The sequence below is a fragment of the Dorea formicigenerans genome (assembly GCF_025150245.1).
Taxonomy (GTDB): Bacteria; Bacillota; Clostridia; order Lachnospirales; family Lachnospiraceae; genus Dorea; species Dorea formicigenerans.
On the sequence record NZ_CP102279.1, the window covers coordinates 2,446,871 to 2,461,975 of the forward strand.

Below are 15,105 nucleotides of genomic sequence, written 5' to 3' on the forward strand. Positions count from 1 at the left end.
TTTGTGTAATAAGAAATGCAATTTTCTATATACACAAAAAAAGTGACTGGTTCATACCAATCACTTCTTATTATAAATATATACCTTCAAAACTGCATATAAGAAACTTTTTAACATCTTTACCTATCCACCTTACTTGGTTATGCCCTCGACCTATTAGTAACAGTCAGCTCCATGTGTTACCACACTTCCACCTCTGTCCTATCTACCTCGTCGTCTTCAAGGGGTCTTACAACTTTCGTTGGGATATCTCATCTTGAGGGGGGCTTCACGCTTAGATGCCTTCAGCGTTTATCCCGTCCCGGCTTGGCTACTCTGCTATGCTCCTGGCGGAACAACAGATCAACCAGCGGCCAGTCCATCCCGGTCCTCTCGTACTAAGGACAGCTCCTCTCAAATATCCTACGCCCACGCCGGATAGGGACCGAACTGTCTCACGACGTTCTGAACCCAGCTCGCGTACCGCTTTAATGGGCGAACAGCCCAACCCTTGGGACCTACTTCAGCCCCAGGATGCGATGAGCCGACATCGAGGTGCCAAACCACTCCGTCGATGTGAACTCTTGGGAGTGATAAGCCTGTTATCCCCAGGGTAGCTTTTATCCGTTGAGCGATGGCAATCCCACTTTATACCACCGGATCACTAAGTCCTACTTTCGTACCTGCTCCACCCGTCGGTGTCGCAGTCAAGCTCCCTTCTGCCTTTGCACTCTTCGAATGGTTTCCGACCATTCTGAGGGAACCTTTGAGCGCCTCCGATACCCTTTCGGAGGCGACCGCCCCAGTCAAACTCCCCACCTGACATTGTCCCCCGACCTGTTTAAGGCCGCTGGTTAGAAACCCAGTACTGCAAGGGTGGTATCCCAACAACAGCTCCACGGCAACTGGCGTTACCGCTTCAAAGCCTCCCACCTATCCTGTACATGCAATACCGAATCCCAGTATCAAGCTGGAGTAAAGCTCCATGGGGTCTTTCCGTCCTGGCGCAGGTAACCAGCATCTTCACTGGTATTTCAATTTCACCGGGTGCATTGTTGAGACAGTGCCCAAATCATTACGCCTTTCGTGCGGGTCGGAACTTACCCGACAAGGAATTTCGCTACCTTAGGACCGTTATAGTTACGGCCGCCGTTTACTGGGGCTTAAGTTCAAAGCTTCGCTTGCGCTAACCTCTCCCCTTAACCTTCCAGCACCGGGCAGGCGTCAGCCCATATACTTCACCTTTCGGTTTTGCATAGACCTGTGTTTTTGCTAAACAGTTGCTTGGGCCAATTCTCTGCGGCCACCTCTCAGTGGCACTCCTTCTCCCGAAGTTACGGAGTCATTTTGCCGAGTTCCTTAACAATGCTTCTCCCGTCGGCCTTAGGATTCTCTCCTCATCCACCTGTGTCGGTTTACGGTACGGGCGCGATACAAACAATAGCGGCTTTTCTTGACGCATGGCTCACACTCTTCCCTACTCTTAATTCGGTACGCATCACATCTTCGGATTGCCGTACGGATTTGCCAGTACGACTCCTACCTTGCTTGCGCCGGGCTTTCCATTCCCGGCTTGTGCTCTCCACACGTGTCCCCACAGTTCTGTTATATCGCGGTACAGGAATTTCAACCTGTTGTCCATCGGTTACGTCTTTCGACCTGGCCTTAGGCCCCGACTTACCCAGAGCAGATCAGCTTTACTCTGGAAACCTTAGATATTCGGCCGGAAGGATTCTCACCTTCCTCTCGCTACTCATTCCGGCATTCTCTCTTCTATACAGTCCACAGCTCCTTATCGGTACTGCTTCTTCCCGTATACAATGCTCCTCTACCAATGTACAAGTACATTCCTGAGCTTCGGTAGTGTGTTTCAGCCCCGGACATTTTCGGCGCAGGACCTCTCGACTAGTGAGCTATTACGCACTCTTTGAATGTATGGCTGCTTCTGAGCCAACATCCTAGTTGTCTTCGAAATCCCACATCCTTTTCCACTTAACACACATTTTGGGACCTTAGCTGCAGGTCTGGGCTCTTTCCCTTTTGACTACCCAACTTATCTCGTGCAGTCTGACTCCCATACACCATCTACGCGGCATTCGGAGTTTGATATTCTTCGGTAAGCTTTGACGCCCCCTAGGAAATTCAGTGCTCTACCTCCGCAAGACTTGTATGAGGCTAGCCCTAAAGCTATTTCGAGGAGAACCAGCTATCTCCGGGTTCGATTGGAATTTCTCCCCTATCCACACCTCATCCCCACCCTTTTCAACGGATGTGGGTTCGGACCTCCATTGCCTTTTACGGCAACTTCATCCTGGACATGGATAGGTCACCCGGTTTCGGGTCTACTCCGACTGACTCTTCGCCCTATTCAGACTTGGTTTCCCTTCGGCTCCATCCCTTAAGGACTTAACCTCGCCAGCCAGCGTAACTCGCCGGACCGTTCTACAAAAAGTACGCGGTTCCACATTTAAAGTGGTTCCACAGCTTATAAACATATGGTTTCAGGTTCTTTTTCACTCCCCTCCCGGGGTCCTTTTCACCTTTCCTTCACAGTACTATGCGCTATCGGTCACTAAGGAGTATTTAGCCTTACGGGGTGGTCCCCGCATATTCAGTCAAGGTTCCACGTGTCTCGACCTACTCTGGATACCGCCATGCCAATCGACCTTTCACTTACGGGGCTTTCACCCTCTCTGGCCGGCCTTCCCAGGCCGTTCTGTTAAGTCTTTTGGATCAATTCCGCGGTCCGAACCCCGGAGTGCACGCACTCCGGTTTGGGCTCTTCCGGTTTCGCTCGCCGCTACTTCCAGAATCACATGTTGTTTTCTCTTCCTCCGGCTACTTAGATGTTTCAGTTCACCGGGTTCCCCTCCTAACGTTATGTATTGGCGTTAGGATACCTGAGGTTTGCTCAGGTGGGTTTCCCCATTCAGAGATCTCCGGATCATAGGATATTTGCTCCTCCCCGAAGCTTTTCGCAGCTTATCACGTCTTTCATCGGCTCTTAGTGCCAAGGCATCCACCATACGCTCTTATTAGCATAACCAACTTGCTCTCATCCACGGGAATGAATGATTGCTTACACATGCATAGCGTTGCATGCGTTGGCTTCTAGGTCAATTTTTTGGATTCGTTTTCTTCGAATTGTGTAGTAATTATTACTCTGTTTATAACAATTACCTCGGATGTCTTGATTAGATATTTAATATCTTATCTATATTTCTCATATGCAATTTTCAAGGTACATGTTTGACTGTTTTATCAGCCATCAGGAAGTTGAATCTCTTCAGCCCTCTGATCACTGGTAAAACCAGTTTATTTTTCAATCCGGCAGCCACCTACTCTCCCGTACCGTCTCCAGTAAAGTACCATCGGCCGCTTAGGTCTTAACCATCGTGTTCGGGATGGGAACGGGTGTTACCCCTAAGCGCATCGCCACCGGAAATACTATTTGGCCTTTTTACAGAACCAATAATCTTCATCTCGTCCTTCGCGCGTCTTGCCCTACCTCAAATTCGCTCCGCTTCTTTTCGGTAGATTCAAGCCTTCACATGTCTCATTCCTGTTTCAAATGATTCAGCAAACAAGTTTGCTTCCTCATTTTTACAGTCCTGAGCCGCGCTCAGTCCTTGATGACTAAATAACAGACAACAACCCCTACTTTTTTTCCTTAGAAAGGAGGTGATCCAGCCGCACCTTCCGATACGGCTACCTTGTTACGACTTCACCCCAGTTATCGGTCCCACCTTCGGCAGCTCCCTCCTTTCGGTTGGGTCACTGACTTCGGGCGTTACTGACTCCCATGGTGTGACGGGCGGTGTGTACAAGACCCGGGAACGTATTCACCGCAGCATTCTGATCTGCGATTACTAGCGATTCCAGCTTCATGTAGTCGAGTTGCAGACTACAATCCGAACTGAGACGTTATTTTTGAGATTTGCTCGGCCTCGCGGCTCTGCTTCCCTTTGTTTACGCCATTGTAGCACGTGTGTAGCCCTGGTCATAAGGGGCATGATGATTTGACGTCATCCCCACCTTCCTCCAGGTTATCCCTGGCAGTCTCTCCAGAGTGCCCATCCTTAATGCTGGCTACTGAAGATAAGGGTTGCGCTCGTTGCGGGACTTAACCCAACATCTCACGACACGAGCTGACGACAACCATGCACCACCTGTCACCGATGTTCCGAAGAAAAGCTTCCATTACGAAGCGGTCATCGGGATGTCAAGATCAGGTAAGGTTCTTCGCGTTGCTTCGAATTAAACCACATGCTCCACCGCTTGTGCGGGTCCCCGTCAATTCCTTTGAGTTTCATTCTTGCGAACGTACTCCCCAGGTGGACTGCTTATTGCGTTAGCTGCGGCACCGAATAGCTTTGCTACCCGACACCTAGCAGTCATCGTTTACGGCGTGGACTACCAGGGTATCTAATCCTGTTTGCTCCCCACGCTTTCGAGCCTCAACGTCAGTCATCGTCCAGTAAGCCGCCTTCGCCACTGGTGTTCCTCCTAATATCTACGCATTTCACCGCTACACTAGGAATTCCACTTACCTCTCCGACACTCTAGCTGCACAGTTTCCAAAGCAGTCCACAGGTTGAGCCCATGCCTTTCACTTCAGACTTGCACAGCCGTCTACGCTCCCTTTACACCCAGTAAATCCGGATAACGCTTGCCCCCTACGTATTACCGCGGCTGCTGGCACGTAGTTAGCCGGGGCTTCTTAGTCAGGTACCGTCATTTTCTTCCCTGCTGATAGAAGTTTACATACCGAAATACTTCATCCTTCACGCGGCGTCGCTGCATCAGGCTTTCGCCCATTGTGCAATATTCCCCACTGCTGCCTCCCGTAGGAGTCTGGGCCGTGTCTCAGTCCCAATGTGGCCGGTCACCCTCTCAGGTCGGCTACTGATCGTCGGCTTGGTGGGCCGTTACCTCACCAACTACCTAATCAGACGCGGGTCCATCTCATACCACCGGAGTTTTTACCACTGTACCATGCAGTACTGTGGTCTTATGCGGTATTAGCAGCCATTTCTAACTGTTATCCCCCTGTATGAGGCAGGTTACCCACGCGTTACTCACCCGTCCGCCGCTCAGTCACAAAAGTCTTCATCCGAAGAATCAAACTTAAGTGCTTCGCTCGACTTGCATGTGTTAAGCACGCCGCCAGCGTTCATCCTGAGCCAGGATCAAACTCTCGTTTAAAAATCTTAATTCCGATTTGACTCGGATTTAAAATCAAAGTTCGTTCCAGGTCAAGAAAACTACTAGCTTTCTTATCCCTTTTACTGTTTTAAGGTTGACATTGTCATTCAATGTCCGTTCTGAATTTTCTCTTAAAGAATCTTCAGGGTTGTTGTCTATTATTTAATTATCAAGGTTCTTTTTCTTTGTTGTCGTCTCAGCGACAGCTTATTTATATTATCACATTTGCAATCGCTTGTCAACAACTTTTTTATTTTTCTTTTTCGCTGTCCGCTTCGATCATCTCTGTCGTTCGAAACAGCTTAATTAATATACCATGTCCTTTTCTAATTGTCAATATTATTTTTATTTTTTATTTTATTCGCGCAATTCACACAATTCAGTTTTTTACTTTCTATCATAACTACAGTTTCAAGAATGCCTCGGCATTCTTGCTGCGAGGTGCGCGTCATGCAATTGCATGACTTGCTTCTACTGCGCACCTCTGCAATCCTTCCAGAGGCTATATCAGCTGGGGGATTAACTCCCACCACTGATACCAGCTTGTTTCTCACCACCTATAGGAGTCATCTCCCAGCTGATATAAAAATGCACTTCGGGCCACAATTTCCGATCTTACATTTTAACAAAACACTACGTCTCCAATATTGTTCTTTTGTCTACTTACTGTTATAATTGCTAGACGGAGGTTCTTTTACTTATGAAAATACAGCTTTTATCAACATTAAAAAAATATAAAAAGGATTATTTAAAACAGGACATTTTCTCTGGTATCATTATAGCCGCTGTATCTATTCCCATTTCCATGGGATATGCACAGATTGCCGGGCTTCCTCCGGCTTATGGCTTGTATGGTTCTATTCTTCCTATATTATTATTCGCAATTTTTTCTACATCAAAACAATTTATTTTTGGTGTAGATGCTGCTCCCGCTGCTCTTGCAGGCAGTGCGCTGCTTTCTCTTGGTATTGTTCCCGGATCTGAAGCTGCGTTGAATTATATACCGATTCTGGCACTTTTTACTGGTCTGTGGCTTCTTTTCTTTTACATTATAAAAGCCGATCGGATTGTAAACTTTATATCAACCCCTGTTATGGGCGGATTCATTAGTGGAATCTCTTTAACTATTATCTTCATGCAGATTCCGAAACTTATGGGAAGCTCTGCAGGATCTGGTGAAATCATCGAACTTGCAGAACACATTTATGCCGCCGGTCAGGATTTCCACGGGCTTTCTCTCGGATTAGGACTTGGTACATTACTTATTATAAGAATATGCAAAAAATGGATTCCAAAATTTCCAATTGCAATTCTTATCATGGCTGCAGGCGTAGTATCTACTGTGTATTTCCATGTTGACGCAAAGGGTGTGGCACTGCTTGATTCTGTTGGAACCGGACTTCCGCCATTTTTCATTCCTGACTTTAGTCAGGTAGATCTGACTCAGGCTGTTGGGCGTGGACTGATGATTTCACTGGTCGTAATGGCTGAAACTTTGCTTGCAGAAAACAATTTTGCTTTCCGCAATGGTTACAATCTGAATGACCGCCAGGAAATCTTAGCCTGTGCTGCCGGTAACGTTGCCTCTGCATTTGTAGGTTCCTGCCCGGTGAATGGAAGCATTTCCCGGACATCTATGAACGAACAATATGGCGGGCACTCTCAAGTTGTTTCCATTACTGCAGGCATTACTATGGCAATTCTACTGTTATTTTTCACAGGCTTCATTGGATACCTGCCGATTCCGGTTCTGACCGCAATTGTGATATCCGCACTTATGGACGTTGTAGAGGTTCATTTATGTATCCGCCTCTTCCGACTAAGCAAACAGGATTTTTCCATTTTCATGGCAGCCTGTATTAGTGTATTATTTTTAGGAACAATTTACGGTGTGCTCATCGGTGTATTGCTTTCATTCTTTGCCGTTATCACAAAATCCGCGAATCCAACTCGTTCTTTTCTTGGTGTGATTCCCGGAAAAGATGGATATTATGACCTTATAAGAAATGTACATGCGTATCCTATCAAAGGTGTTGTCATGTACCAGTTTAATGAAAACCTGTTTTTCGCAAATGTAAAGATTCTTCAGGAAGATCTTGAAGATGCAGTCAGTCCAGATACGCAAGTCGTAATCATTGACGCAAGAGCAATCAACAACATCGACATTACTGCTGCAGACCGCCTTGCGGAATTATCTTCGCGTCTGACAGACCTTGGAATACATTTTTATATCACTGAACATACTGAAAAATTGAATCAGCAAATGCGTCAGTTAGGTGTTGAACATCTGATCCGCGAGGGACATGTCCGCCGGACAATACTGGCTGCTCTTCACGACGCAGATATTTACGCTCCATATGAACTGGATATCCCGGATTCTGAAAAAGAAAGCGTAAAACTAAACCTGACATTTCTTCCTGCAGAAGATGAAGATACACTGGAGGAATTTGCATGGGCTTATGGTGATCAGGTAGTCGAGGAAATGGAACATGAAGTTCACCACATCTTAAATCATATTCACGGATTAAAGGATATTGAAGAGATTCTTGAAAACGGTCTTGTAGACCACCTTGAAAATTGGCATTCTCTTGGTGCCTTTGATGAGGACGAATTACTTCGCCGTATCGAGCTTCATCTCAATGAGTTGTCACAGGCACTGGCAGAAAACCAACCATTAGTTCTTCAGTTAATTGAAAAACGAAGACGTATTTTAAGAGACCGTGTTCTACGTGAACATCCGGAAGTCTTCGATAAGTTACAGAAACATCGTCGAAAGCTTGAAGAACGATTAGAACTTCAGCGCGCAAGCGTAGAACCTCAAGAACAAACACCTCAGCCAAATCAAACTTTTGAAAAAGAAGACGTTCCAGCGCAAGAATCTGATGCAGCACAAGATTCCGATGCGGCACAAGATTCCGATGCAGCACAAGATTCCGATGCGGCACAAGATTCCGATACGGCACAAGATTCCGATGCGGCACAAGATTCTGATGTGGCACAAGATTCCGATGCAGCACAAGATTCCGATGCGGCACAAGATTCTGATGTGGCACAAGATTCCGATGCAGCACAAGATTCCGATGTGGCACAAGATTCTGATAATGTACAAAAAGAATATGAACTTGACGAGAATACTGCCGAACAGGAATCCAATCTTGAGCGACAATTTCTAGAATATATTCGCCGACATTAATTCAAAGATTTCCACTAAACGCATACAAAAAAGGCAACACATACACGACGCATGTGTTGTCTTTTTTTCGTTCAATATTTCTATTTTTTCTCTTTGTTACTTTCATATTCTTTCAATGCTTTTAATGCCTGACCACCCATGAGATACAGAATTCCAGTGTTAAATATGGTCATAAGACCAATTCCTACATCCCCCAGATCCCAAACAAATGTATAAGCTGCAATTCCGCCAATGAACAACATTACAAGTGCAAGTACTTTATAAGCAGTCTGCCAGAACCATTTATCACCAAAGAGATAAGATACATTACTTCTTGCGTAAAAGAGTATTCCTAAAAATGTCGAGAAACTGAATAAAAATAATGTAAGTGCTATAAAGATTACACCAAATTCTCCAAGATGATATTTCATTGCTGACTGTAGTAAATCCATTCCAGACTTTCCGGCAACTACATTTTCCGGTGCCAACAGCATGATCATTGCAGTACAGCTACAGATCACAATGGTGTCAATAAATACTCCCAGCGCCTGTGTAAGTCCTGCTTTTACCGGAAAATCACATTCTGCTGCCGCTGCCGCACATGGTGCTGATCCAGAACCCGCCTCATTTGAAAACAGACCTCTCTTTACGCCGTTCATCAAAACTGCTCCGAATCCTCCAGATACAACCTGTCTGATTCCAAATGCCTCCTCAAAGATCCGACCAAATACGCTTGGAATACTTTTCATATTTATGAGAATAATAAAAATCGTAATGAAGAAATAACATACAGCCATAATCGGCACGATCAGGTCCAGAACTTTTACCGTCGCATTTTTACGAAGGACAATCACTGCCGCAACTGCAACAAGGACAATCGTTGTATAAAGCGGTGGAATATGAAATGCATTTTCAAAAGAAGATGTAACTGAATTACTGATTACCTGGCTGATTCCACACCAGCAGATCAGACCGGAAATTGCAAACAGAACAGCAATCAAGGTATGATTTTTCTTTTTTCCTGTCTTTTCTTCCATATAATGATGAATATAGTAAGCCGGACCTCCACGGTATCCTCCGTAAAGTGGATCTTTTTCTTTGTGAATCTGTGCCAGCGTTGCCTCTACAAATGCTGTTGAGGAGCCAATCAGGGCTGTTACCCACATCCAAAAGACTGCTCCTGCACCTCCTGCGGAAATTGCAGCTACAACCCCGACAAGATTTCCCATGCCGACTCTCGTCGCTGTTGATACGATCAACGTCTGAAACGTGGACAGACTGTCTTTATTCTCCTTCTTTGACATCAGTGCCCGAGTCATATCCGGGAACAAACGCAAAGGTAATACTTTTGTCCGCACTGTAAAATAAATCCCTGTCGGAATCAATAATATAATCAGCAATGAGATTCCCACACTCTCTCCACCCGGCAATGGAACATGTATCAAATCTCCCCACAATAATGCATAAATTCTTTCAATTAACGATACAACCATTTCAGAAATATCCTTTCTGAGCTCTTTGTCACTTTAACGCTCTGCACTATCATACTATATCTCAATATATTGTGCAAATACTTTTCATGAAAAAACAATTTCCTGCAATACTCTTCCGACCGCCTGTGAAAAATCACTGATATTTCGAATCTTTATCAGATTTTGCCCAAAAATCTTTCCTGCTACTTCTCCAGAGCGCGTACTTCCCATAAAAATTCCGATCACCTGAATTCCTTTTTGTTTCAGATTCTGCACTTCTTTCGCAGTATCTTGAATCGCAAGCAGATCTGTATATTCTTTATTTTTATAAAAAGCACCTTCTCCACTATCCTGATCATCCTGTGGGCTTGCATCTGTCAGTACGAGTAAAATTCTTTTTCTTTTTTCGCCGTTCTCCATCAAGTGTCCTGCTGCCCGAAGTGCAAGTCCATCGCGATTATTTCCCGCCGCAACATACCGGAACAGTTCATCCTCTCTCTCTTCTTTGCAATTAGGGAAAATGTGCAATATCGTATAGCCGCGGATACTGCAATAAGAATAAATCTGTACCGGAATCTTACATTGTTTCAGACTTTTGGATAAAATATACGCCTGAGCCGCAATCTGCTCCTGCATCTGCTTTCTCGAAGAAGAGGCATCTATGAGAATATCAACAGAAAATCCAGGAATTTCTACCTCTTCTTTTCTCTCAAATACTCTTGGATCGTCCAGATAGACTGCTTTCCACACTTCCCGTGGATTTAGTTTTCCGTGAGCTGCTTTCTCCGGAAATCTCTCTTCTTGTTCCTCAAGACAAATCTTTAGCTTTTCTGTAAGTCTTCGAATGGCATTCTGATAAATCGCATAATTCTGTTCATAATGTTTTTTATTCTTCTCATATTGTCTGGCAGACTCTGCCTGAAATTCTCTAATTTCCTTTTTTTCTCTTTTTCCTTTTATCTTGGATAATTCATTTTCACCGGTATATATCTTATTTCTGTTTTTTTCTGTCTCCGACTCTTTCAGGCCATCCTCCCCTGCTCTTGAATTCCCTTTTGTAAATAAAAGATGACAATTTTTATGATTTCCCACACACAATTTTTGTTCTATTTTTTCCTGGTATTCTTGCGAATAGATACTCTTTCCAAAACATGCCTCTACATATCTTTTTGTTTCTTCCGGATTTCTCTGTAGCGACAACTGGAATATATAGTGTTTGCCTCGCTCCATTATTCCCGATTTTCCATCAAAAAATGTATTTTGGTCATCATAATTTCTGGCACGTACATAAGTAGCACTTACTTTTCCAAAAGACTGAAATGCTCCGGATACCTTCTGCAGAAAATAATTTCCTTTCTTCTTTTCAGTCGGACGATACGCAAAATATTTCCACAGATTTTCTCTTGTCTGTTTCAGAATTTGATCCGTTGACATATCTTCTGAAAAAGAAAACGCATGTAAAATCTGCTCATCTTCCTCTTTTAACCCTGATGACCGTCCCAAAATTTCTCTGCAATGTCCGTTTCGTATCTGATCAATTCTAGAATACTCTTTATATTTCCGATAACGCCTCAGGCTTTCCCTTGCATACTCCTTCCTTATATCCCTAAGTGCCGATCTTATCTTCTCTTCTTTTGGATACAATGCATTTTCCAGGCCAATCCAGAGAAGCCCTTCATATAACTCTTGGTTTTTTCCTCCTAACTGATTAAAAAATGCGTCTATTTTTTCCTGATCGTACCATTTATATGCCAGTCCGATAATCAGGTTCAAATACATATCTGCTGTTCCATCCGGGGAAAATGCAAGAAACATTGGTTCAAATTCATACTTTTCTGCTGCAGTCCATATAAAATTATGTGCTCTTTTCGCTTCTATTAATTCCTGCTCTTCCATTTCTGTCACCTTGTAAATATTTGCATATTTTATTATTTTTGTGAAAAACATCCTTTCTTTGGATTTTTCTTGAAATCCTTGCCTGAATCGTATCCCGGATCAATGTCTGTTCATATGGATCAAACGATTTGTTCGCAATTCCCATATCTAGCGCTGTATGAATATCAAGTCCTTTTTCCATCAGATCGATTGCTCCCAAAAGGCCTCGAAGATCCAGTGCCTTAGAAGAAATCTCAGCATTTTCACATTTTTTCTGTAAATCTAAAAATAATGCTGCTAACTCTTCTGCCGCATCTTCCCGGATTGTCGGAGAGTTCTTTCTTATCAGTTTTATCAGGCTTTCTTTAGCAATCATTGGCATCTGAATGACGGCAAAACGTGACACCAATGCTTCATTCAGTTCTTTTGTGCCGGAATATCCATAATTCATGGTTGCAATAAACCGCGTTGCAGGATGAAGTTCTATTCTTTCATACCCCGGAACGTCAATGGTCCTACGAAAATCCAATGTTGCATGCAACACTGCCATAGCTTCACTTTTTGCCATGTTAATTTCATCCAATACCGTAAAACCACCTGTTTTTGCCGCTGTATATACCGGACCAGGCCGGAAAGTCACTTCACCGCCGCGAAATGTATCCATCCCTATGAGGGAAGCAGCATCCATATTCACATGAAAAGACACATCCCATCGCGGCCGCATAAAAACTCCGGCCAGATTCTCAGCGAACAGATTCTTTCCTGTCGCCTTATGTCCGACAAGCAGAAGATTCTGCCCGCATAGAATAGCTGTAATTGCCTGCTCCCACACATCTTTTCCATAATAAAACTGCTCCAGCTTTGGAATTCTTGCCTCATAAGATTTTTCTGCCGGATAACTTTCACGAAATTTTTTTATCTCATCAATCAAATCATCTCTGATTCCAAGTTCCCGTAATTTCTCTAACAAATGCTGTCGCTTCCCTTCTGTTCAAAACTTACCATCTATACTTCTTTTAAAGATGAAATAGATTTTTTGTTTTATCTTGTAATGTTATTATACTCGTGAAAGACCGTTTTTTCGATTTATTTTTCACATAAAGGCATATTTTTTCTTTTGTTATTATATTATCACCCCAAAGCAATTAGTCCGGAATACTCTCCGCAAGACACAACCTCCCCGAGGATGTCAAGTCATTGCTACAAAAAATATGCGGCTTTTTTGCCAAGAAAATGGCTTAAAACCGCATATTTCTGTATAGAGGACGTTATATAATTGTCACAAAATAGGTGAGGAGGATGTTACGTCATTGCTACAAATATCATTCTCCGCATAACGATTTTTTATAAATCATTCCATTCTTGTGAAAGCGGAAAATGATAAGCCATATCGAAAGCTGAAATAGCTGCTCTATTTACATCCAAAATTTCAGTAAAATCTCGATCTTGCCCTTTAATTCCTTTTTTTCCTAACCCCGATAATAATTGTTCAGCTGTTTCCAACATTAAAACATGTAAATTTTTTGTTTCAGCATAGGTTTCCAGAACACTATTTTGACATTGTTTATGAAGACAATAAAGATAATGCCTAAATGCTTCTTTTTCGCCAAAACCTGTTGATGATGGTAAACTTCCATTGAACAACATTTCACTATATTTATTTTTCATCGTTACTGGAGGTTCAATTCTATCTAATAGGTCCATACGTTTTGCAATATCTAAAAAAGGAATTTTATACTCTGATAATGCTTGTGGACAATAATACCATACCGCTCGACGGCTAGGCTGTTTATCATCTATTGTTTCAAAATGTTCTGGCTGAAACCATCTTAAATTCAAAAAATTTCCTGATGCAATTGCATCACATTTTGCTAATGCCATACATAATAATTGATGACTTGCATAACCCACAATCGTCATCTTCCGCTGTCTCTTAATTCCTGCTACTAATGACATAATATTAGACACCCACAATGGTCGATCCACCAAATAATATCGTTCCGGATGTTCGCATACAATATATACACCTTCTACATCCCATTCTTCAACATACTCTATCACCCGTTCAATCTGGCTTTCATCATTAAGTACATCACTACTCAATGAAATTGTGTGTATATACTTCATATCAGGTGCATATTTTTTTGCACTTTCTATTATTATTTTCTGTATTTTATTCCATAAATCGTCTATTTTCTTAGCGGTAATGGAAGGCAACAAAAACGCTTCTGCCTCAACTTCGTTATTTAATTTTGATAGTTCTTCTACTACCGTATCAAATTGTCCCATTTCCAATGATGTAATATCACTCTTCGGCCAATATGCATACTGAGACAATTTTTTTTGATATTGTCTAGGATAATACAATTGTGGATCAACAAGTACTTTCCCTTTTTTCTTATGCACCCTAGTTGCATAACCTTTTACCTTATTGGGCAAAATGTTCATAGGGCTAATGATAATAGTTCCACCATCAAACTCTTCTAAATGCTCGAGAGCTAACGCTTGCATATTATGTCCCATTTGTATAAAAAGTTCCATTCTTTAACCCCTTCTATTCATAAACAAATGTCTTTTTAGCTACTTTTAACCAATCTATTGCTTGCTTAGCAGTCCTAGGTCTTCTAGAAGGATATTTTCCCATCATTGCCCCTAATAATGCCATAAACTGACTTTGAGTATCCCCTTTGATTGAATACTGTACAGGTGTAATAGTTTCTGTCTTTTGTAAGACTTCAAGTGCATTTATAGAGCCTTCTCTAAATGGATTTTTTCCTGTAATACATTCATAGGTAACAACTCCTAGTGAAAAAATATCAGCTCGAGAATCAATTTCCTTTTTTAAATTATTAAATTGCTCAGGCGCAGCATATCCAGGTGTATGCGGACCCATCATTGCACCTGTTCTTGTCAATGAATCTGCTCCCAATATCCTTGCAATTCCAAAATCCAGGAAAAATATTCTACCATCATCTGCTCGTATAATATTTTCCGGTTTAATATCTCTATGCACAATACCTTTATTCTCTATACAAGCAATAAACTCTAACCCCTGTTCCAAAAATGTCACTGCTTCCTCTAAAGAAAATCTCTTTCCACTTTCAAGCACCTTCCGTAATTCTGTTCCTTTTACTTTTTGCTCAATAATATATAATGTCTCTGTTCCCTCATACTCTATGGTTCCAGTTTCATATATTTTAGGTACCATGGATAAGTTTAAATCTCTTTCTATTTGTATTTCCCTAAGAGACCTGGGATCGTTAAGCTGAAAATATAATTTAATAACAGTTTCTCCATATGAGTTGTGAACTCCATCAAATACAATCTTCTGTCCACCACGTGCCATCAATTCAATTTTTTCAAATTCTTCTTGACACATTTCTTGAAATTTTTTCATCTCTC

General features: G+C 42.6%; 6 protein-coding genes and 3 rRNA genes. 1 reads left to right on the plus strand and 8 read right to left on the minus strand.

Going from position 1 to position 15,105, the window contains the following annotated elements; all coding sequences use genetic code 11:
* Window positions 1-136 precede the first annotated feature (136 nt).
* The 3 genes from NQ560_RS11820 to NQ560_RS11830 all read right to left on the minus strand — a co-directional run bounded on the left by NQ560_RS11820 (window position 137) and on the right by NQ560_RS11830 (window position 5,184).
* Window positions 137-3,025: ribosomal RNA gene (locus tag NQ560_RS11820) — 23S ribosomal RNA — on the minus strand.
* A gap of 279 nt (window positions 3,026-3,304) precedes the next feature.
* Window positions 3,305-3,422: ribosomal RNA gene (gene rrf / locus NQ560_RS11825) — 5S ribosomal RNA — on the minus strand.
* A gap of 231 nt (window positions 3,423-3,653) precedes the next feature.
* A 16S ribosomal RNA gene (locus NQ560_RS11830) occupies window positions 3,654-5,184 on the minus strand.
* Together the 16S, 23S and 5S rRNA genes form the textbook arrangement of a ribosomal RNA operon.
* 700 nt (window positions 5,185-5,884) lie before the next feature.
* Between NQ560_RS11830 and NQ560_RS11835 the strand changes: the two genes are divergently transcribed.
* A complete protein-coding gene (locus tag NQ560_RS11835) occupies window positions 5,885-8,377 on the plus strand; it encodes a SulP family inorganic anion transporter (protein WP_005333831.1) in 2,493 nt (830 codons plus the stop codon).
* Between the two features lie 80 nt (window positions 8,378-8,457).
* On the opposite strand, the gene NQ560_RS11840 is transcribed toward NQ560_RS11835, so the two are convergent.
* The 5 genes from NQ560_RS11840 to NQ560_RS11860 all read right to left on the minus strand — a co-directional run bounded on the left by NQ560_RS11840 (window position 8,458) and on the right by NQ560_RS11860 (window position 15,100).
* Window positions 8,458-9,849, minus strand: a complete 1,392-nt coding sequence (locus NQ560_RS11840; protein WP_005333829.1) for an alanine/glycine:cation symporter family protein — start codon at window positions 9,847-9,849, stop codon at window positions 8,458-8,460.
* Between the two features lie 84 nt (window positions 9,850-9,933).
* On the minus strand, window positions 9,934-11,724 hold the full coding sequence (locus NQ560_RS11845) for a vWA domain-containing protein (RefSeq protein ID WP_005333827.1): 1,791 nt from the start codon (window positions 11,722-11,724) through the stop codon (window positions 9,934-9,936).
* Window positions 11,684-12,673 (minus strand): AAA family ATPase, encoded by a 990-nt coding sequence (locus NQ560_RS11850; RefSeq protein WP_005333825.1) that lies wholly within the window; start codon window positions 12,671-12,673, stop codon window positions 11,684-11,686. The genes NQ560_RS11845 and NQ560_RS11850 overlap by 41 nt, the downstream gene beginning before the upstream one ends.
* 374 nt (window positions 12,674-13,047) lie before the next feature.
* Window positions 13,048-14,244, minus strand: coding sequence for a hypothetical protein (locus NQ560_RS11855; protein WP_005333823.1), 1,197 nt, complete (start codon window positions 14,242-14,244; stop codon window positions 13,048-13,050).
* Between the two features lie 13 nt (window positions 14,245-14,257).
* Window positions 14,258-15,100, minus strand: a complete 843-nt coding sequence (locus NQ560_RS11860) for a serine/threonine-protein kinase (RefSeq protein WP_005333818.1) — start codon at window positions 15,098-15,100, stop codon at window positions 14,258-14,260.
* Window positions 15,101-15,105: the final 5 nt, after the last annotated feature.